15 protein-coding genes are annotated in these 21,560 nt (G+C 59.3%); 10 read left to right on the top strand and 5 right to left on the bottom strand.

All coding sequences use genetic code 11. The features are described 5' to 3' along the window. The first annotated feature begins 377 nt into the window (after positions 1 to 377). From BTH42_RS04305 to BTH42_RS04285, 5 genes are all read left to right on the top strand, one after another. A complete protein-coding gene (locus tag BTH42_RS04305) occupies positions 378 to 1,169 on the top strand; it encodes an ABC transporter substrate-binding protein (protein ID WP_075296094.1) in 792 nt (263 codons plus the stop codon). Positions 1,170 to 1,446: 277 nt separating this feature from the next. Next, entirely contained in the window at positions 1,447 to 2,136 is a 690-nt protein-coding gene (locus tag BTH42_RS04300) for an ABC transporter permease (protein WP_075296092.1), read from the top strand. After that, on the top strand, positions 2,133 to 2,846 hold the full coding sequence (locus tag BTH42_RS04295) for an ABC transporter permease (protein WP_075296090.1): 714 nt from the start codon (positions 2,133 to 2,135) through the stop codon (positions 2,844 to 2,846). The genes BTH42_RS04300 and BTH42_RS04295 overlap by 4 nt, the downstream gene beginning before the upstream one ends. A 46-nt stretch (positions 2,847 to 2,892) precedes the next feature. Further along, positions 2,893 to 3,672 carry an ABC transporter ATP-binding protein gene (locus tag BTH42_RS04290; RefSeq protein ID WP_075296088.1) on the top strand — a complete coding sequence of 260 codons (780 nt, stop codon included), beginning with the start codon at positions 2,893 to 2,895 and terminating at the stop codon, positions 3,670 to 3,672. Positions 3,673 to 4,290: 618 nt separating this feature from the next. Further along, on the top strand, positions 4,291 to 5,448 hold the full coding sequence (locus BTH42_RS04285; protein WP_075296086.1) for a porin: 1,158 nt from the start codon (positions 4,291 to 4,293) through the stop codon (positions 5,446 to 5,448). 190 nt (positions 5,449 to 5,638) lie between these two features. On the opposite strand, the gene glnK is transcribed toward BTH42_RS04285, so the two are convergent. Together glnK and BTH42_RS04275 are read right to left on the bottom strand one after the other, a co-directional pair. Next, the gene (glnK, locus tag BTH42_RS04280; protein WP_006048444.1) at positions 5,639 to 5,977 is read right to left on the bottom strand and encodes a P-II family nitrogen regulator; all 339 of its coding nucleotides are present in this window, start codon (positions 5,975 to 5,977) and stop codon (positions 5,639 to 5,641) included. Between the two features lie 174 nt (positions 5,978 to 6,151). Further along, complete coding sequence (locus BTH42_RS04275; RefSeq protein WP_075296084.1) at positions 6,152 to 7,852, bottom strand: NAD+ synthase; 1,701 nt, start codon at positions 7,850 to 7,852, stop codon at positions 6,152 to 6,154. Positions 7,853 to 8,002: 150 nt separating this feature from the next. Between BTH42_RS04275 and BTH42_RS04270 the strand changes: the two genes are divergently transcribed. Next, positions 8,003 to 9,172, top strand: a complete 1,170-nt coding sequence (locus BTH42_RS04270; RefSeq protein WP_075296082.1) for a GNAT family N-acetyltransferase — start codon at positions 8,003 to 8,005, stop codon at positions 9,170 to 9,172. A 10-nt stretch (positions 9,173 to 9,182) separates the two neighbouring features. Next, positions 9,183 to 9,530 (top strand): GIY-YIG nuclease family protein, encoded by a 348-nt coding sequence (locus BTH42_RS04265; RefSeq protein WP_075296080.1) that lies wholly within the window; start codon positions 9,183 to 9,185, stop codon positions 9,528 to 9,530. Here BTH42_RS04265 and BTH42_RS04260 read toward each other — a convergent pair. Then, on the bottom strand, positions 9,527 to 11,623 hold the full coding sequence (locus tag BTH42_RS04260; RefSeq protein ID WP_075296078.1) for an FUSC family protein: 2,097 nt from the start codon (positions 11,621 to 11,623) through the stop codon (positions 9,527 to 9,529). The genes BTH42_RS04265 and BTH42_RS04260 overlap by 4 nt on opposite strands. Positions 11,624 to 11,846: 223 nt before the next feature. After that, entirely contained in the window at positions 11,847 to 12,374 is a 528-nt protein-coding gene (gene ppa / locus BTH42_RS04255) for an inorganic diphosphatase (protein ID WP_075296124.1), read from the bottom strand. A 274-nt stretch (positions 12,375 to 12,648) separates the two neighbouring features. Between ppa and BTH42_RS04250 the strand changes: the two genes are divergently transcribed. The 3 genes from BTH42_RS04250 (at position 12,649) to BTH42_RS04240 (ending at position 16,425) form a co-directional block, all read left to right on the top strand. Further along, on the top strand, positions 12,649 to 14,088 hold the full coding sequence (locus tag BTH42_RS04250) for an aldehyde dehydrogenase family protein (protein ID WP_075296076.1): 1,440 nt from the start codon (positions 12,649 to 12,651) through the stop codon (positions 14,086 to 14,088). Positions 14,089 to 14,178: 90 nt separating this feature from the next. Continuing rightward, positions 14,179 to 14,937: an SDR family oxidoreductase gene (locus BTH42_RS04245; RefSeq protein WP_075296074.1), complete on the top strand. Its 759-nt coding sequence runs from the start codon at positions 14,179 to 14,181 to the stop codon at positions 14,935 to 14,937. Positions 14,938 to 15,108: 171 nt separating this feature from the next. Beyond that, positions 15,109 to 16,425 carry an MFS transporter gene (locus tag BTH42_RS04240; protein WP_075296072.1) on the top strand — a complete coding sequence of 439 codons (1,317 nt, stop codon included), beginning with the start codon at positions 15,109 to 15,111 and terminating at the stop codon, positions 16,423 to 16,425. 1,235 nt (positions 16,426 to 17,660) lie between these two features. Here BTH42_RS04240 and BTH42_RS04230 read toward each other — a convergent pair. Then, positions 17,661 to 19,925: a hypothetical protein gene (locus tag BTH42_RS04230; RefSeq protein ID WP_143751967.1), complete on the bottom strand. Its 2,265-nt coding sequence runs from the start codon at positions 19,923 to 19,925 to the stop codon at positions 17,661 to 17,663. Positions 19,926 to 21,560 lie beyond the last annotated feature (1,635 nt).

Here is a 21,560-nt window from a genome sequence, read left to right as displayed (position 1 = left end):
CGGTCAAAATTGCCGCGCCGCGGGGATGTCGCCGCACGCCGGGCACTGGCTGGTTCGATGCGGCATGCGCGGCTGGCCGTTGTTCGGGTAAAATACCGCGCTTTTCAACGCGCATGGCTGTCCGGCCGGACGGATATGCGCGATGGGCAAGAAACGTCGGCAAGCTTCGCCCGACCGGTCTGAGCCGGCACGCGGCGATTCGCGAGTGCGCGCGGAACGCGCCAGCCGCGCATGCCGCATCGAACCAGCCAGTGCCCGGCGTGCGGCGACATCCCCGCGGCGCGGCAATTTTGACCGCCTAGAATAGCGACCGTCGGCCCCCGGCCGGCCCTCGTCGAGTCGAAGCATCACGACGATCAGTTTGATCCAGGAGAATCATGAAGAAGTTCGCACTGTGCGTGGCTTTGGCCGTCATGGCCACCGGCGCGATGGCGAAAGAATGGAAAACCGTGCGCATCGGGGTCGACGCCAGTTACCCGCCGTTCGAATCGAAAGCGCCGAGCGGCGAGATCGTCGGCTTCGACGCCGATCTGACTCGCGCGCTGTGCGCGAAGATGAACGTCAAGTGCGTGTGGATCGAGTCGGATCTCGACGGCATCATTCCGGCGTTGAAGGGCAAGAAATTCGACGCGATCATCTCCTCCCTGACCGTCACCGACAAGCGCCGCGAACAGATCGACTTCTCCGACAAGCTGTTCGACGCGCCCGCGCGCATGATCGCGAAGGCCGGCTCGCCGCTGCTGCCCACCGCCGAATCGCTGAAAGGCAAGCGCGTCGGCGTCGAGCAGGGTTCGACCCAGGAACACTACGCGAAGGTCTGGTGGGAGCCGAAGGGCGTGACCATCGTGTCGTATCAGAATCAGGATCAGGTGTACGCGGATCTCGCGTCGGGGCGCCTCGACGCCGCGCTGCAGGATCAGTTGCAGGCCGACGCCGGCTTCCTGCGGACCCCGCGCGGCAAGGGCTTCGCGTGGGCAGGCCCGGCCGTGCAGGATCCGAAGACGATCGGCGAAGGCACCGCGATCGGCCTGCGCAAGAGCGATACCGATCTGAAGGCGATGTTCAACCGCGCGCTCGCCGAGGTTCATCAGGACGGCACGTTCAGGAAGATCGAGAAGCAGTACTTCGACGTCGACATCTATCCTGAACGCCAGACCAGGGCGAAGTAAGTCAGGTAACACCGGGCCGGCGCAAACCGGCGCAAGCAGCAGTGGTTGTGGCAGTCGCAGCACCCGGCAGTAGATTCACAATAATTCGAGACCACAGTCCACGAGACGAAAGTCCAAACGCGCGCTGCGGGACCGGCAACGTTCCCGCGGCGATGATTTGCACAGCGGCATGCTGTGCGCCGCCAGGCACCGCGAGCCGAACGCTCGCGGCTAAACGCGGCGCAACACGGGCCGCGTCTTTCGCGGTGCGCGAACAGCGCATCGTCAAGGACTACCTATGTTCCTTCAAGGCTACGGCCCGCTGCTTCTCAGCGGCACCTGGGCAACCGTCAAGCTGGCGGTGCTGTCGCTGGTGCTCGCCTTCGTGCTGGGCCTGCTCGGCGCGGCGGCGAAACTGTCGAAAAACCGCGTCTCCAACGGCGTCGGCACCGTCTACACGACACTCGTGCGCGGCGTGCCCGACCTGGTGCTGATGCTGCTGCTGTTCTACAGCATCCAGATCTGGCTGAACAACCTGACCGACGCGCTCGGCTGGGATCAGATCGATATCGATCCGTTCGTGGCCGGTGTCGCGGTGCTCGGTTTCATCTACGGCGCGTATTTCACCGAGACCTTCCGCGGCGCGTTCCTCGCGGTGCCGCGCGGCCAGCTCGAAGCGGGCGCGGCCTATGGGATGACCAACTGGCAGGTGTTCACGCGCATCATGTTCCCGCAGATGATGCGCTTCGCGCTGCCCGGCATCGGCAACAACTGGCAGGTGATGGTGAAAGCGACCGCGCTGGTGTCGATCATCGGTCTGGCCGACGTCGTCAAGGCCTCGCAGGATGCCGGCAAGGGCACGCTGCGGTTCTTCTTCTTCACGCTGCTGGCCGGCGCGATCTATCTCGTCATCACCACAGTGTCGAACTTCGTGCTGATGTACCTCGAAAAGCGTTATTCGACCGGCGTGCGAAAGGCGGATCTATGATTGAGATCATTCAGCAGTACTGGCGCAACTATCTGTTCACCGACGGCTATCGCTTCACCGGCGTCGCGATCACGATGTGGCTGCTGGTGGTGTCGATCGGCCTGGGCTTCTGTCTGTCGATACCGCTCGCGGTCGCGCGGGTGTCGAAGAAGAAATGGCTGTCGCGGCTCGTCTGGCTCTATACGTATATCTTCCGCGGCACCCCGCTCTACGTGCAGCTGCTGCTGTGCTACACGGGCCTCTACAGCCTCGAGATGATCCGCAACAACGAGCTGACCAACGCGTTCTTCCGCGACGGCATGCACTGCACGCTGCTCGCGTTCACGCTCAATACCTGCGCGTACACCACCGAGATTTTCGCCGGCGCGATCAAGGCGACGCCATACGGCGAGATCGAAGCGGCGCGCGCGTACGGGATGTCGTCGTTCACGCTGTACCGGCGCGTGATTCTGCCGTCGGCATTGCGCCGCGCACTGCCCTACTACAGCAACGAAGTGATCCTGATGCTGCACGCGACCACCGTCGCGTTCACGGCCACCGTGCCGGACATCCTGAAGATCGCGCGCGACGTGAACTCGGCCACGTACCAATCGTTCAACGCGTTCGGCATCGCCGCGCTGCTGTATCTGTGCATTTCTTTCGCGCTGGTGTGGCTGTTCCGCCGCGCCGAGCGCCGCTGGCTCGCTTATCTGCGACCGCAAGGCAAGTAACCCGGACCACACGCCTCGCGGGCGTGCCAGCCGATCAAGGATCGTGATGAATTCCATGAAGCAGAAGCTCGTCGTCGACGACCTTCATAAAAAGTACGGCGATAACGAAGTCCTCAAGGGCGTGTCGCTGAAAGCCAATGCCGGCGACGTGATCAGCGTGATCGGTTCGTCCGGCTCGGGCAAGAGCACGATGCTCCGCTGCATCAACTTTCTCGAACAGCCGAACGCCGGGCGTATCTTCGTCGACGGCGAGGAAGTGCGGACCCAGACGGCGAAAGACGGCGCGCTGCGCGTGTCGGACCCGAAGCAGTTGCAGCGCGTGCGCACCAAGCTCGCGATGGTGTTCCAGCACTTCAATCTGTGGTCGCACATGACGGTGCTCGAAAACATCGTCGAGGCACCGGTTCACGTGCTCGGTCTGAAGCGCAAGGAAGCGGAAGACCGCGCGCGCGAATATCTGGAGAAGGTCGGTCTCGCGCCGCGCCTCGAAAAGCAGTACCCGTCGCATCTGTCGGGCGGCCAGCAGCAGCGTGTCGCGATTGCGCGCGCACTGGCGATGCATCCCGACGTGATGCTGTTCGACGAACCGACTTCCGCGCTCGACCCGGAACTCGTCGGTGAAGTGCTGAAGGTGATGCAAAAGCTCGCCGAAGAAGGCCGCACGATGATCGTCGTGACCCACGAAATGGGTTTTGCGCGCAACGTGTCGAACCACGTGATGTTTCTGCACCAGGGCCGCGTCGAGGAAGAAGGCCATCCCGACGAAGTATTCCGCAATACGAAGAGCGAACGCCTGAAGCAGTTTTTGTCGGGCAGTCTCAAATAATAAAATTACCGCCCGGTCAGTTAATATTTGGCCGCGTCGAAAATGTAGTCAATGTAGTTTTACAAGGCGCTTACGAGCGCCTTTTTTATTGTCCCGCCGCCTCTCCTCGCGCTGTCACGAAACGCGCCAAAGCCCCCTAAAAGCCCCTCCAGACGGGCTTTTCACCCTCTTTTACGCCCTAACCCGCCGCTTTTGAATCGTCAATAGTGGCAATCCTTAATACGACCCCTTACAGGCCCTGAATCCCTTGTCGGACAAGGCGTTGCGCGATTTTCCGGGGGACCGCGGCGGGTCCCGGCGCACATTGGTATTGCAATTTGGCGACACCGAGTGGAAGGGCTACCAATTTCTTCTCCCAGTTAAAGTTATTTTTGATAAATTGGTAACCAAAGTAGCAAAACAAAGTTGATTAAAAGTAGTTTCACTTCAAAGCAACGAGGAGAACCGGTCGGCGAGGGATCGGCAAGACGCGGGGAAAGCGCAACGCTACGCGTCACGGCAGGAGACCCTATCCACCCGCCAACTCTCCCTTGGTACCGCTTTCTGTTCGGTGCAGATCGCGTCCGAACACCACTCGCAGTACTGGGTTTCACTTTTTGACAGGGTATGGAGGAGAAGATGAAGAAAGCATTGCTCGCCGCTGCGCTGATGTCCGCCGGCGTTGTTGCACACGCTCAAAGCAGCGTGACGCTGTACGGCCGTCTGGATGCGGGCCTCGAGTACATGTCGGGCGTTCCGACCAACCCCAACGCGGCCGGCTCGGCCACCAACTCGGGCAACCGCTTCAAGGCTGAAAGCGGCGACTGGGGCACCAGCCTGTGGGGCTTGAAGGGTGTCGAAGACATCGGCGCCGGCAACAAGGTGCTGTTCCAGTTGGAAGGCTCGTTCAACACGATGACGGGCCAGGGCCCGGGCGGCGGCGGTCTCTTCAATCGTTGGGCAACGGTCGGTCTGTCGAACGCACAGTACGGTACGTTCACGATGGGCCGCATGCTCTTCATCTCGAACGGCGTGTGGGACTTCGACCCGTTCGGTCAATCGTCGTGGTCGTCGGCATCGCTCGTGCGTGGCCGCAACTGGCCGCAGTCGAGCAACAACTTCGCGTACCAGTCGCCGAAGATCGCAGGCTTTGACTTCTACGGTCAATACGCGCTGTCGAACGCGACGAGCTGGAACGGCAACGGCACGACCGCACAAGGTCGCGAAGCCGGCGCTCAGGTCACCTACACGAACTCGCTGTTCCAGATCCGCGGTCTGTACGACGAAATCCGCAACCCGACGACCGGCGGTCTGTGGGGCGGCAATGTCGCCAACGGCGGCGTCAATACGGCTAACACCGGCAACGGCGTGTTCTCGGCATCGCGCGAGTACTCGGCTCTCGTGAACGTGTTCCTCGGCCAGTTCAAGATCCAGGCGGCTTACCAGGCAGTCCGTTCGGCAGGCGCAACCGGCGGCGTCTACGGTCAGCCGACCACGCTCGATCACGAATGGGGCGGTGTGACGTGGCAGGCAACGCCGGCTGCTGCACTGATCGCGGCGGTCTACCACGTGAACGGCAACAACGGCGCGGGCAATGCGACGATCTACACGGTTGGCGGTTCGTACAACCTGTCGAAGCGCACGCTGCTCGACCTGCAGGCAGCGACCGTGCGTAACAGCCGTGCCGCGAACTTCGGTCTGAACGCGAACAACGCCGGCAATGGCGTCGCAACGGACAACCCGCTGCAAGGCCGTCAGCAAACCGGCGTGTACGCTGGTATCCAGCACTCGTTCTAAGCGGGTGTTCCCCGAGGGCGTGACCCTCGGGGCGTAATACAGAATTCTCCAAGAGAATCTTTTTCACGCTGCTGCGAGAGGCGCGTATCGGTGCAATATCCGCAAGGGTATTGCACCGTTTTTTATTGGGCGTGCAGTTTCTCGATGCACGTCGCGCACCGTTGCGGTGCGCTGCCCTTCTCCGATCCGCTTAAACCGCGGCTTCGTTCTCTTCGCCGGTGCGAATCCGGATCACGCGCTCGACGTCCGCGACGAAAATCTTGCCGTCGCCGATCTTGCCGGTGCGCGCCGCGCCGATGATCGCGTCGATCACCTGATCGCATTGATTGTCCGCGACCACCACTTCGATCTTCACCTTCGGCAGAAAGTCGACCACGTATTCCGCACCACGATAGAGCTCGGTATGCCCTTTCTGGCGGCCGAAGCCTTTGACTTCGGTTACGGTCAGGCCGGTGAGGCCGACTTCCGCGAGCGCCTCGCGCACTTCGTCGAGTTTGAACGGTTTGATGACTGCGGTGATGCGCTTCATGGCGAACCTCTTCTCGTGATTGGGGAGAGTGAAAGGGAAATGGATGATTTTTATTCTACGCCGCACCGGCTGCATTGCGGCAACCGGGCGGACTTGCGGGTTACGGCTCGAAGCGGCGCCGCATGAATCGATACATCACGCGGCGCATCGCGGCAACTATTTCGCCGCCGTGTCTCACTCCACCGGCTCGGTATAGCGCGACGTAATCGGATAACGCCAGTCGCGACCGAACGCGCGATGCGTGACGCGAATGCCGATCGGCGCCTGGCGACGCTTGTACTCGTTGATCTTGATCAGACGCGTGACGCGCTTCACGTCGTCGACCGCGTAGCCGGCCGCGATGATTTCCGCGAGCGAGCGATCCTCTTCCATGTACATGCGCATGATCGCGTCGAGCACGTCGTATTCGGGCAGGCTGTCCTGATCGGTCTGGTTCTCGCGCAACTCCGCCGACGGCGCGCGCGTCAGAATCCGATCGGGGATCGGGTCGCGCGTCGCGAACGTGGTGGCTGCGTTGCGGTAGTGGCACAGCCGGTACACCAGTGTTTTGGCAATGTCCTTGATCACCGCGAAGCCGCCGGCCATATCGCCATACAGCGTGCAGTAGCCGACCGCCATCTCGCTCTTGTTGCCAGTGGTCAGCACGATCGAGCCGAACTTGTTCGACAGCGCCATCAGCAGCGTGCCGCGAATACGCGCCTGGATGTTCTCCTCCGTCGCGTCTTCCGCGCGGCCCGCGAACTCTTGCGCGAGCGAGCCGCGGAACGCGTCGAACATCGGCGCGATCGCGATTTCGTCGTAGCGCACGCCGACGCGGCGCGCCATCTCGGCGGCGTCGGTGGTGGAGATATCGGCGGTATAGCGCGACGGCATCATCACCGCGCGCACCTTGTCGGCGCCGAGCGCATCGCAAGCCACAGCCAGAACAAGCGCGGAATCCACGCCGCCCGACAAACCGATCAACGCGCCGGGGAAACCGTTCTTGCCGATGTAGTCGCGCACGCCCATTACGAGCGCCGCGTACACCTGCGCTTCGATCGACTGCTCCGGCGCGATCTCGGCCGCCAGCGGCTTGCCGTTTTCGAACTCGACGATCGCCGTGGTTTCCTCGAACTGCGCGAGCTTCGCGACCAGTTCACCCTGTGCATCGAGCACGAAGGAGCCGCCGTCGAACACCAGTTCGTCCTGGCCGCCGACCATGTTCACATAGACCATCGGAATGCCGGTCTCGCGAATCCGCGCGCGCAGGATGTCGAAGCGCACCGCTTCCTTGTTCAGGTGATACGGCGAGCCGTTCGGAATCAGCAGTACTTGCGCGCCGGCCGCCTTCGCCATCTGCGCGGCCGACGCATGCCATGCGTCCTCGCAGATCACCACGCCGTATTTGATGCCGTCGAGTTCGAACACGAACGGCTGCGGGTCCGCCGCGAAGTAGCGCTTCTCGTCGAACACTTCGGTATTGGGCAGATCCTGCTTGCGATAGGTACCTTTCACTTCGCCGTCGACGATCAGCGACGCCGCGTTGAACGTATCGACCGGCGGCACGCCGCGCTCGATCGGCGCGTTTGCATTACCATTGCCGTTCGCCGACGCGTGCGCGACGTCGCGCAGCGGATGACCGACGATCACATGCAACCCGCTAAACGGCTTCAATTGCGCGGCGAGATCGGCCAGCGCCGCGGCGCTCGCGGTGTAGAACGCGGGACGCAGCAGCAGATCTTCGGGCGGATAACCCGATAGCGCGAGTTCAGGCGCGATCAGCAGCTTCGCACCATCGTTGTGCGCGGCACGCGCGGCGGCGACGATCTTCGCGACGTTGCCGGCGAAATCGCCGACGGTGACATTGATTTGAGCAAGAGCGATTCGGGTCTTCATGGCAGGATCGACAGGCAAGCCTCAATGGCTCGCGGATACCGCGGCTGGGATGGCGCGACGGAATTGGACAAACCGGATAAACGAACTTAACGAATGACGCGGCCACATGTTGTTGATAGCCGCGTCGTTCATTGCAAACAATCATTCAGATTGAACCAGCAACGCATCGATTATCGCACGGGCATTCTGGCCTCGCCGTCCGAGGTGGACGCCGCCGAGTGGAACGCACTGCTCGCCGCGCAGGCGCAGCCGACGCCGTTTTTGCGGCACGAGTTTCTGAGCGCGCTCGCCGCGACCCAGTGCGCGGTCCCCGACACCGGCTGGGCGACGCAGTTCGTCACGCTGACCGACGCGCGCACCGGCAAGCTCGCGGCGGCCGCGCCCGTTTATCTGAAGGGACACTCGTACGGCGAGTACGTGTTCGACTGGGCGTGGGCCGATGCATATAAACGCAACGGCCTGCCCTACTATCCGAAGCTGTTGTGCGCGGTGCCGTTTACGCCGGTACAGGGCAATCGTTTATTGTCGACTAACGAACATGCACTGCGCCATCTCGCGGCCACGTTGATGGCATTCGCCGAGCAGGCCGAAGTGTCGTCGCTGCACGTACTGTTTCCGACTCAAACGGAAGCAGAGGCGCTGACCGACATCGGCATGATGCAGCGCGAAGGCGTGCAGTTTCACTGGCTCAACGACGGCTATCGAAACTTCGACGACTTTCTCTCCACGCTCGAACAGAAGAAGCGCAAGAACATTCGCGCCGAACGTCGCAAGGTCCACGATGCCGGCATTACGATGCGGCGCATTCGCGGCGAAGACATTACCGATGCCGAGTGGCGTTTCTTCAGCAAGTGCTATCGGCAGACTTACCGCGAGCATTTTTCGAGTCCGTATCTGAACCTCGATTTCTTCCGGATGATCGGCGCGTCGATGCCGGAGAACCTGCTGCTCGTGATCGCCGAATACGAGGGCAAGCCGATCGCGAGTTCACTGGTCGTCTATCAGCGCGACGAGAAAAACGGCGGCACGCTGTATGGCCGCTACTGGGGCGCACTCGAACACGTGCCGTGTCTGCACTTCGAAACCGCTTACTATCAGCCGCTCGAATTCTGCATCGAGGAAAAGCTCGGCGCATTCGAAGGCGGCGCTCAGGGCGAGCACAAGATGGCGCGCGGTTTTCTGCCCACTGTGACGCGCTCGACGCACTGGCTCGCGCATCCGGCCTTCGCCGATGCGGTCGGCCATTTCCTCGACAACGAAAAGAACAGCATCCACGCGTACGTGGACGAGCTGCGCGAACACAATCCGTTCAAAGGCTAGAAGCGCGGTTATGGCGTGGTTTCTTTATCTGCTCGAATGCTCGGACGGCAGCGTCTATACCGGTATCGCGACCGATGTCGCCGCGCGTTTCGATAAACACGTGAGCGGCACCGGCGCGCGTTATACGCGTTCGCGCAAACCGGTGCGGGTGTTGGCGTCGTTCGAGCTGGCGGACCGGTCGAGCGCGTCGAAGGCCGAGTACTGGGTCAAGCGGCTCACGCCCGCGGATAAGTGGGCGTTGGCGGCAGGGGTGTTTTCGTTGGAGTCGGTGTTGCCGGTGGTGGCTGCGCTCGATGCCGATGCTGAAGCCGAAGCAGATACCGATGCCGAAGCCGGCGACAAACCCGCCTCGCCCTAACCCCGCGCCTCACGCATCCGCTCCGTCAACAGCCGATGCATACGCGCCAGCTCACCAACCACATCCGCTTCCAGCGACGTCAACTGCTCGCGCGCCGGCAACTCCAGCCGCATCGTCACCAGCGTCCGGTTCAACGCGGCCTCGATCGCCTCGCTCATCGCCGCGACCCATGTGTCGAGTTCCGAATGCATGTCGCGCCGATTCGCGCTTAGCCGCAATTGCGTCGCGGTCCCGGCCATTCTGCGCAACAGGCTCAGCACCGTCAGCGTCACCGTATCGGCCATCGAGTCTTCGAGTTTTTCCAGCCGCACGCGACCGAGCGCTTCTTCCGCGTTGTTGCTGGTGAGCCCCGCCGCGCGCCGCAACTGTTCGATCTCCTTGCTATCGTGCCGGGGTGCATCGAGCGATGCCCGCAGATACGCGAGATTCGCGCGCACCGCGTTGCCGAGATAGACGCGCAGATCGAGTTTCTCGCGCGTCGGCCATAGAACGAATGTTGCGACTAACGCGAGCACGCAGCCCAGCACGTTGTTGCCGAGCCGCGTCAGCGCGAACGAGAATTCGTTGGCGCCCGGCGTCGCGAAGTCGGCGACCAGCACGAAGGCGGGAGTCAGGAACAGCACGAACAGGCTATAGCTGACCGGCCGCAATGCCATCGTCGCCATCACCAGCGGAAACACCGCGAGCGAAATGCCGAGCGGCGAATGAATCGCGTAGCCGATCGCCGCCGCCAGCACGCCGCCGACGATACTGCCCGCCGCCCGCTCGATACTGCGCGGCCACGTCGCCGCAATCGACGGCTGCAAAATCAGCAGCGTCGCCATCGTCGCCCAGTAGCCGAACGGCAGACCGAGCGCCTGAATCACGACGAAGCCAGCAGTGGTCGTCACGCCGACGCGCGCCGCATGCCGCAAGCCGACCGATTGCCACGACAGATTCGCCTTCAGCGTCGACCACGCGCGCGTCGCATACCGCGCAACGCACGCACTCCATGTTTCGGCGTGCACCTCGCGCGGCGCGAAATCGACCAGCTCGAAACCGGATTGCAGCTTCACCGGTTCGAGCAATGCGCTTTCGAGCCGATGCGCGAAACGGCGCAAACGCTCCTGCAAATCCGCGAGACGTTCCCAACGCGCGTCGCCGGCCGCCGTGCCGATATCGCTGAGTACTTCGCCGATCGCACCCAGCAAACGCGCAGTGCGTTGCGAACGATGCGGCTCCGCCGGCACTTTCTCCGCCGCGCCGGAAACCGCGATCAGATACGCAAACAAAGCCTCGCCGTCGGTCAGCAAGCCGAGCAGCGTATCGTACGCGGCCGCGCCGCCCGCTTTCGACGCGGGCACGTTGGCGAGCGCATCGCGTGAACGTTCGATCGCCGCGCGCGCATCGGCGCGAAACTGCGCGGCATGCGTGGCCCACTCGCGCGGCGCCGCGCGTTGTTCGACGAGGCGCGCGCTATCGAACGCGACATCGGCAAGACGCAGATACACCGCGCGCAACGACGCGCGGCTCGCGGCAAACGGATGAATACGCCATACCGTCAGACTCAACACGATCGCGAACAGACAGCCGATCAGATAGACGCCGAGAAACGCGAGGCCGGAGCGGATGTCGTGCATCGGCCGGTCGACCATCACCACGCACGCGGTCGCAGCAAGGATCGTCACCTGCGAGGTGGCCGCGCCCCAGATGCGGCCAAACGCGCCGAGCGTCGTGAAGGCGAGCACCGCAAGCGCGGCGAACGCGGCGCTCTGCGCGGACGCGAACGACGCAATGCCGCCGCATAGCGTGGACAGCAGCGCGAAGCCCATCATCGACATGAAGCGCGCGCGATTCGAACCGGCCGCATCGGCGAGGCAGGTCCAGAACGCGCCGATCGCGGCCCACGCGAACACCGGATCGTGCAGCAGATTGCCGAGCGCGAGCATCGCCGTCGATGCGCACGCGGCCCGCAAGCCCTCGGACAGATTCGCCTCGCTCGCCGCGAACGACACCATCCACACCGGCCGTTTGCGATAGATCGCGGTGACGACCGAATGCAGCCGGGTCGACCAGCGCGACGAGTTCGAGTGGGACTTGCTGCGGTTCATCATCCGGTGCGTGAGTTAGGAGTGAGTGGGTGCGAGCTTGTGCGGCGAATGATAAGGGTTAATACCTAAATATAAAAATGCGTTCGATGCATCCGGCCGATGCGTTCCAGTTATGCACCCGAACCCATAAAAAAACCGCGCGGTCCTTGCGGACTCACGCGGTTTTTTTTCGTGCGCATTGGCATGCTGCACAGGCCGTGCGGGCTCACCCGCGACGCGCTGACTCTTACTTCTTGTAGTTCGCGACGCCTTCGGTGATTTCCTTGTGAGCGGCATCGATACCTGCCCAACCTTCGACCTTCACCCACTTGCCCTTCTCGAGCGCCTTGTACTGCTCGAAGAAGTGCTTGATCTGGTCCTTCAGGTAAGCGGGAACGTCGTCGACCGACTTCAGGTCCGCCGTCATCGGGCAGATCTTGTCGTGCGCGACTGCGATCAGCTTCGCGTCGACGCCCGATTCGTCAGTCATTTGCAGCATGCCGAGCGCGCGGGCGCGGACCACCGAGCCTGCCAGCAGCGGGAACGGCGTGATCACCAGCACGTCGACCGGATCGCCGTCGCCCGACAGCGTCTGCGGAATGAAGCCGTAGTTAGCCGGATAGCGCATGCCGGTGCCGATGAAACGGTCGACGACGAGCAGGCCCAGATCCTTGTCCGCTTCGTACTTCACCGGATCGCTTTGCGCCGGGATTTCGATGATGACGTTGAAATCTTGCGGAAGGTCTTTGCCTGCGGGAACGTGATTGAAGCTCATGAGCACTCTCTGAACTGGATGGAAGTCGGAATGCGGCGTACGGCGCGCGGGTTTGTGGCGCAGCGCACCGCACAGTGCGGAATGCGCCATTATAGCCAATCGGCGGGTGGCATCCCGCGCGGGATCGGCGCGATAATCGACCAGCGTGTCCCGTTTCCGCGTGGGACCTTGAGTTGAAAGTGCTTTGGTTGTGGTTTGACTGCTTTGCCTGTCGTCCCGGTTTGTGAACAGCGCGCAGCTGAACTGCGGCTGCGCGTCAACTGAAGGAGCATGCATGGAAGAAGCCCGGCATTTCATCGGCGGCGAGTGGTGCGCCGCTTCTGGCGGCGAAACGATTGCCGTACTCGATCCGTCGGACGGCCAGCCGTTCACGGGCATCGCGCGCGGCACCGCGGCCGACATCGACGCGGCCGTGCACGCGGCGCGCCGCGCGTTCGAAGGCCCGTGGGGCGCGCTGAGCGCCGCCGAACGCGGCCGCATTCTGTACCGGCTGTCGATGCTGGTCGCCACGCGCCAGGAAGAGCTCGCGCAGCTCGAAGCGCGCGACACCGGCAAGCCGCTCAAACAGGCGCGCGCCGACGCCGCCGCCCTCGTCCGCTATTTCGAGTTCTACGCCGGCGCGGCCGACAAGCTGCACGGCGAAACCCTCCCCTATCAGGCCGGCTATACGGTGCTGACGATTCGCGAGCCGCACGGCGTGACCGGCCACATCGTGCCGTGGAATTACCCGATGCAGATTTTCGGGCGCAGCGTCGGCGCGGCGCTCGCGACCGGCAACGCGTGCGTGGTCAAACCGGCCGAGGACGCATGCCTGTCGGTGCTGCGGGTCGCCGAACTCGCGGCCGAAGCCGGCTTGCCGGCCGGCGCGCTGAACATCGTGACCGGTTACGGACACGATGCGGGCGCCGCGCTCGCGCGTCATCCGGGCATCGATCACATCTCGTTCACCGGCTCGCCCGAAACCGGCAAGCTGGTCACGCAGATGGCCGCCGAAAACCACGTGCCGGTCACGCTCGAACTGGGCGGCAAGTCCCCGCAAATCGTCTTCGCCGACGCCGATCTCGATGCCGCGCTGCCCGTACTCATTTCCGCGATCGTGCAGAACGCCGGTCAAACCTGCTCGGCCGGCAGCCGCGTGCTGATCGAGCGATCGATTTACGAGCCGCTGCTCGACCGGCTCTCCAGTGCGTTCCAGGCGCTGCGCGTGGGACCGTCGCAAGCCGATCTCGACTGCGGTCCGCTGATCAGCGCGAAGCAGCAGCAACGCGTGTGGGACTTTCTCTCCGATGCGCAGCACGACGGCGTGGCGATGGCCGCGCAAGGCGAAGTGATCGCCGAAGCACCGGAAAGCGGCTTCTATCAGGCCCCCACTCTGCTGCGCGACGTGCCCGCCAGCCACCGCCTCGCGCGCGATGAAGTGTTCGGCCCGGTGCTCGCCGCGATGCCGTTCAGCGACGAAGCCGAAGCGCTCGCGCTCGCGAACGGCACGCAGTTCGGCCTCGTCGCGGGGATCTGGACACGCGATGGCGCGCGCCAGATGCGGCTCGCGCGACGCGTGCGCTCCGGTCAGGTGTTCATCAACAACTATGGCGCGGGTGGCGGCGTCGAGTTGCCGTTCGGCGGGGTCAAGCATTCGGGACATGGCCGCGAAAAAGGCTTCGAAGCGCTGTATGGCTTCACCGTGTTGAAGACGATTGCGATCCGGCACGGCTAGCGAGCCGCGCGGCGGACGCATCGCCGAGCATCGTTCGATCCATCACATGTACATGTGCATCACGGATGCATCACTAATAACGGAGACATCATGCGGTTGACAGGTAAAACGGCCATTGTCACGGGCGGCGGTTCGGGTTTCGGCGAAGGCATCGCGAAGACCTTTGCGCGCGAAGGCGCGAACGTCGTGGTCAACGACCTCAACGGGCCGGCGGCGGAACGCGTCGCGAGCGAGATCGCGCTGGCGGGCGGCAAGGCGATCGCGGTGGCCGGCAACATCGCGCAACGCGACGACTGGCGCACGCTGCGCGATGCGGCGATCGAGGACTTCGGCAGCGTGCAGATCGTCGTCAATAACGCGGGCACCACGCATCGCAACAAGCCGGTGCTCGACGTGACCGAGGCCGAGTTCGACCGCGTCTATGCGGTCAATGTGAAGAGCATTTACTGGAGCGTGCAGGAGTTCGTGCCGTATTTCCGCGAGCAAGGCGGCGGCAGCTTCATCAATATCGCGTCGACGGCGGGCGTGCGGCCGCGCCCGGGCCTCGTTTGGTACAACGGCAGCAAGGGCGCGGTGATCGTCGCGAGCAAGTCGCTCGCCGTCGAACTCGGGCCGGACCGGATTCGCGTGAATTGCGTGAATCCGGTGATCGGCGAGACCGCGCTGCTCTCCGAGTTCATGGGCGTCGAGGACACGCCGCAGAACCGGCAGAAGTTTCTGGCCGGCATTCCGCTCGGACGCTTTTCGACGCCGCAGGATATTGCGAACGCGGCGCTGTATCTGGCTTCCGATGAAGCGGAGTTCATCACCGGCGTGTGCCTCGAAGTGGATGGCGGGCGCTGCGTGTAGCGGTTCTTTCTGCAGGTGTTTCTGGTAGCGGCGCGGCCTACCCGGCCCGCGTCGCGATCAGTATGAAGTTAGTGTTTTCCCCCAATATCGATTCGTCGTGCAAATGATCCAACGCGGATAGAATCGATCGATGGCGGTACTTCAATTCCACAAGAAAAGAGGAGACACCCGATGGCCAGTCCAGCAAATCCGCTTCATCCCGGCGCAGGCGCGCCGCCTTCCACTTTTGAAGAGGCGACCTATCGCAAGGTCACGTGGCGGCTCGCGCCGCTGTTGATGATCTGCTATATCGTCGCGTATCTGGACCGCGTGAACGTCGGCTTCGCGAAGCTCGGGATGAGTACCGACCTCGGCTTGAGCGATGCGGTGTACGGGTTTGGCGCGGGGATTTTCTTTGTCGGGTATTTCATCTTCGAGATCCCCAGCAATGTGATCTTGCATAGGGTCGGCGCGCGGGTGTGGATCGCGCGGATCATGGTGTCGTGGGGCGTGATCTCGATGCTGACGATGTTCGTCACTACGCCGACGATGTTCTATGTGATGCGGTTTTTGCTCGGGCTCGCCGAGGCCGGGTTCTTTCCTGGGATTATTCTTTATCTGACCTACTGGTATCCGGCGCATCGGCGCGGACGGATGACTACCTGGTTCATGACCGCGATTGCGCTTTCGGGTGTGATTGGCGGGCCGGTTTCGGGGTTCATTCTCAAGAACTTTAATGGCACCAATGGGTGGCATGGATGGCAGTGGCTGTTTCTGCTCGAAGGGATTCCTTCGGTGCTGGTCGGGATCGTCGTGTTCGTGATGCTCGATGATCGGATTGCCAAGGCCAAGTGGTTGACCGATGAGGAGAAGCGGTTGCTCGAGAGTCAGGTTTCCGCTGAAGAGGCGACCAAGCACGATATGCCGATTCGGGAAGTACTCACTAGTGGGCGGGTGCTGATGCTTAGCCTGACTTACTTCTCGTTTGTGATGGGGCTTTATGGGGTTAGCTTCTGGTTGCCGACCATCATTAAATCTACTGGGGTTACCGATGCGTTTTTGATCGGGTTGCTCTCGGCTGTGCCGTTTGCTGCTGCGGTTGTGGCGATGGTGTTTGTGGCTCGGAGTGCGGATCGGACGAGGGAAAGGCGGTGGCATATTGCTTTGCCTGCGTTTTTGGGCGCGGTTGGGTTGGTGCTTTCCGTTGTCTGGACGCATAACACTCTGCTTGCTATGGCCGGGCTCACGCTTGCGACTATGGGGATTCTTACTACTCTTCCGTTGTTCTGGAGTTTGCCTACTGCGATTCTTGCTGGGACCGGGGCTGCTGCGGGGATTGCGATGATTAATTCTATTGGGAATCTTGCCGGGTTTCTTAGTCCTTATGCTGTGGGGTGGCTGAAGCAGGCTACTTCGGCTAATGATTCGGGGATGTATATGCTTGCTGCGTTTTTGGTGTTGGGGGGGTTGTTGGCGATTAGTGTGCCGGCGCGGATGGTTAATAAATAAAACAGTCTTTTGATCTGCATGCCCTAACGTTAGCTTCTCGTTAGGGCGTGAGCATCGCTGGATCAAGGACTTCCCCCTTGAATATGCCTTTCACATAATCTGCGTTGACGCGCAACGACTGTTCGTTGCTTTTCCGTCATTCGCACCAGCGCCAATATCTGACAGACTCCTCTAATTCATCAAATGGGCCGTACCAGCGCATAACGAAACAATTAGCATCATCGACAGTCCATCGCATGCACGCAGCGGCCGATAAATGAAGCTCGCCCGAGTTATTTTGGCCGAACTCATGAGAATCAAACGCCTTCGGCCGCTCAAACGACTTTCACTGAACCGCATCTCGCCAGCAGTACTTCCTTATTCTCTCTCGATCCGGGTGATTCGCCCTAGCGCCCGCAAGGTTTACCGATTACATTAGGCACGCGGCTTAGAACCAGAAACTTTTACTACGCCGCGCAGTGCCTGCATTCATCAGCGCCACCTACCCAACCATACCGATTAAAACTGAGAGACAAGTGGAAAATTTAATTCTTGACGCCATTAAAAATAAACAACTTATAGAGTTTCATTATAGAAATCTTCCTCGGATTGCCGAGCCACATGTATATGGCATCAAAAACGGGGTGTTGCAAATTCTCTGCTATCAAACGGGAGGACAAAGTAGCAACGGTGGAATCCCTGATTGGCGGCGTTTCGACCTTGACCAAATGTCACGGCTCACGATCCTCGCTCATAACTTTCCAGGGTGTCGTCCCATACCGTCCGGAAAGCATAGCGCTTGGGATTCACGTTTAGCCGTCGTTGGTTAGACCTTTCGCGAGGCGCTTAACGGCCTACAAAGCGCGATAGAACTGAAAGTTCATAAGCTGCCACGTCGCATCGTTATTCAACGGTGTAATGCGCCGCCGCGTAACTGCTCTCGAGGTTAGGCGTACAGTAGGGCCGCGAGAAGAGAGCAATAGCAAATCTGGCGGAACATGCAGGTTCGTGCCCAAAAGTTTGGGAATCAGTTGTATGGAACGGATCCGGGTAGCGGCTTCACGCTCGCTGCGGATGTTGTGGACATCGCTAACTCCTGTGCATTGCAGTTGATATGTCTGTTTACCGGTCGTTCGCCGGGAGCCAAAGACGAACGACCGCCACCAAAGTCACGACTGCGCTTTCCACCACTTCACCCTTCGGTGCGCTCGGCTTCTGCGTCAGCGTCCACTATGGATCGTTTCGCTGCGAAACTGTCAGCTAATCCTTGATACCGCCAACCAAAGTTCATCTTTAGATTGTGTCATTTGATTCATAAGCGCCCGGACTCGCGGAGTCAGACTTCGATTAGGCAAAAATAACTGATCACTCGTACCTTTGAACCGAGAGCAAAATTTTTGTTGAATTAACGAATTTATGACTTTCTCACAGATTTTCTTCGTGGCAGAGTCGCCATACCCCTTGTACATACTGCTTTCCTTTCGCCCTGCTCCTGGCTGAAGAAAGAGTTTGCGGAGACTGCTTAACAAAAATGTCTGAGCAACTGTAAGCCCAGCATGCCGAATTGCTGCGAGCGTGTTGATCGCTTGATACTGCCCCACCAGTGGATTAACGATCCACTCCGGCAAGTGCTCTTGGGAAGCCACGCCGTCAAGCCTATCGATAACAGAATCAACGACTTTGACGCCGGTCGGCGCCGCGTCCGTCACATCAAGATCGCCGATGTAGCAATCCAGCAACTCAAAATTGATAACATTTTGATTGGAGAATGAAACACTTCTAAATCTCCCTTGTGTCAATTGCAATCCACCAAGATCAGAAACTCCGCTTTCAGTCAAAAATAACGCCGAAACAAAATCAGAGACCAGAACTTTATTATTTATATCTTTATGTCTTTTAATAAATGCGATAAATCCCGGAACTTGCTTAATACTCTCAACCCTAGCACCGAGATAGAACGATCCAAACGATTCGATCGGATGCCTCCACTCCATCTTCAAAACGGCCTGATCCCCGCTCTGATAGATAGCCAATACGTCCTCAGCTTTCAGTCCATCCAATATATATGAATCGACAAACTGCCGATCAAGGCTCTCAGCACCGACTCGGCTCAGTCCGGGTAAGCGTTGAAGTATGATGGCCGACTCGTCGGTAGGCGGACGCCCCGTAACGGACTCAAACGCTTCATTGATATCCTTGATCGCAACGGGGCCAAGAGCGCTTGACGTCATGCGAGAAAGTCTGCCGATTCGTGAATAAAGAGCCCTAATAATTGTCGGATCGAGTATCGGGTTGATGTTTGCTTCGCGCTCACAAAACGTAGTCAATAGCATGTCCCAAAAATCAATCTGACCCGTGCTTGTCGAAAACAGCGCGTCAATAGATTCAGGTTCCATGTCACGAATGATGGTTCCTATGAGCGGCTTTTTCGGAACCCAAGACGGCAAGTCAACGATAGGGCGCCCGACCATCTCTGTAAATTGGTTAGGATCAAGCTCTTGATTACAGCGCAGTACAAGCACATCCTTCGATCCGAGCCCGAGACACTCAATCATTTCGGCATCGTCGTTGAAGTAGTGCTCACGTCCGGTAATCAGCGCTCCACCTTCGGTCCTTTGAATTATTTCTTTAATTCCAACGAGCGACTGCTTCCGGATTTCTTTCAATTTCGTCGGATCGTCACTCCACGTCTGCGCACCGATCTCATCAAATCCGTCGAGTAGATAAACGATCCCCTTAGAAAAGGCTGTTTTGAGCATATCTTCAACCAAATCACCTAAACCCAAATCCGTGAAATGGCGAGTTATAACCTCAGTCGCACGCTTCAGCCCCCAATTTTCTCGCAAATTGATAGCTAACGGATACCGATAGTGAGTCGGACGTGTTTCATTGACGTATCCAAAAATTTCCTTTACGCACCGGCTTTTACCAGATCCATAATCACCTATCAAAACAACCGTTTTCCCTTTAACTATCTCCCCAGCAATTTTTTCAACGCTATACGGATGACCATCATCTGAAAAATAATCTACCGAAACGTATTTTTTTTGATCTGGTTTCCCCGAATATAAATCTACAGCGGACCCGAAAGCATGTGTTTTTCTCGCAGTCACATACTTGTCGTGGCCAAGTAAAAAATTGAAATACTGCTCCATCGAAAAGACTGAAACAAAATTCTCTTTACCGGTTGCGATAAGCGGGGGCGTAGGCGCGCCCAACGTTACGAAGAAACATCGGGGGAAAATATTTCTTTGAAAAAAATATGGCCTTATCGAATTGAACTTTGCGAGATCTACTCGAAGCTTTTCCACCGTGTCGCTTTTACTTATCTCAACAATCACAGCACTTCCGTCATCCAAGCGTATTACACAATCGCACTTCACACCTGCAATATCTTCGGCACGTGCCGGCGCACCAAATTTTACCTCCGAAATCATTCGAACCAAACGTTCAAGGTCTTGCCAAGCCATCCCTGAATTCTCGCCTTTCAACGGCTGGCGTTTTTTCTTTTCTTGTTTCATTCCGGATCCGTAAAAATTTTTTCGATAAAAATTCGCGTGGGAACATGTATCGTAACTAAGCCGTTATTCTCGCAACAATGACGCCGTTCGATTCACTGAACCTAGTTCTGTTACAGCCTGCTCACTCTAGGGCCACTTTCCGTTCGGGGAAGATGCGAAGTTCAGGCAGAGCAACTGCAACCGACTCAGAGGACGAATAGAGAGGCTACCTGTTATGCGATCTATCGTGAGCAATTCCTCGATGACTCCGCTCTGTTCAGCGTTTTCTTTTAATGGGCTGCCTACCGCGTTCCTATCCGCTTTGCCCGATAGTCCCCGCACCTCGCCTTACGGCCGCAGCGAGCTAAACTTAATAGCCATCCAGCTGAATTTCGTGGTTATTTTTTAGTCGCAATCTGCCACAACAATCACGCCAATGCGCAAGTCGTTGTTATTTATAAATAAATCCAACTTTTTTCGTGATCAGCATCGTTCGGTTCAACGCACCGAAAATCTACCCTAGGTCCTTCACTACCATTCAAGCTGAAACACATTAACAAATTAGAATTGAGTGAACACTCGAAAAAGACGAAACGCCGACGATATCGACTAGTCGACCGCAACAAGGTCGCGAACTGCATCAATCATTCAAATCGCATATATTGTCGGCCTGATTCGCGTTCCAAGCCGAGTAGAAATTAATCACCGCAGATGGTGATGGAGAATGCAAAAACGGCGCCAATGACATCGTTTTGCATAGCAGCCCAAAGCCGACCGCATTGGCTTTCAATGTTCTAACGGCTAACAGCCAGAGCAGCTCCCATGCCGTCGGCCTTAATCATATAAAACGCGTCGAAAGGCGGTTCTGCATCTTGGGGATCAAAGCCACCCGCAGATTCGCGCGCAGTCAGCCGGATCGTTGATTCCGAGTCGGCTTCAGTTGTAATCGGTATACGCCGCCGTCTATCTTTAAGGTCCCTCATGGCATCCACAGCGTTCCGCACAAAGTTCATGCTGACTCGCTGAGCCTGCATCCGCACGGCCGGCAGCAGGAAAAGCGTCCGCCAACTCCGTGTGCAACATGACCCGCGCATGTTCGAGGTCACTCCGCATCAGTGTAATGACCTCTTGTGCCGCGCCGCTCAAATCAACCGGTTCGATTCTGACGATCCGCTTGCCGAAGAGCGCGCACAATCGAGAGATGACGTCGGCGGCTCGCTTGCCGTCGCGAATCGTACGTCAAGGTGCTTTCCCGTGCCCCCGATATCGGGTGGCTCAGCAGCCAACATGGGAGGGCACTTGCTGGCATTGGTGACGATCCGCGTTAGCGACGGTTGACTTGATGGACGATCGGCGTTGTCAACGCGCTCAGGCTCATGACCCTTGCGACGTGCACTAGCTCCGAACGCGCCTTCTCGCGAGCCTCTTCCGCGAGCAATGCTTCGCGCGTCACAACTCACCCTCGGCGCGTTTGAGATCGTTAATGCCGATATTGATTCCGTACGTTCCCAGCATCGGAATACTGCGTTTGGACGTTTGATGATCTGCGTAAGCGATAAAGCAGATCGGTCAGGGCCAACGCGGAATTGTCGTCCCGCCGGTAGATCCCCCAAACATCAGGGATACTCACTCGCGCCCGACTTACTGCTTTGCGGA

This window comes from Burkholderia sp. SRS-W-2-2016, assembly GCF_001931485.1.
Taxonomy (GTDB): Bacteria; Pseudomonadota; Gammaproteobacteria; order Burkholderiales; family Burkholderiaceae; genus Paraburkholderia.
This window is presented reverse-complemented; position numbering and strand designations above follow the sequence as displayed.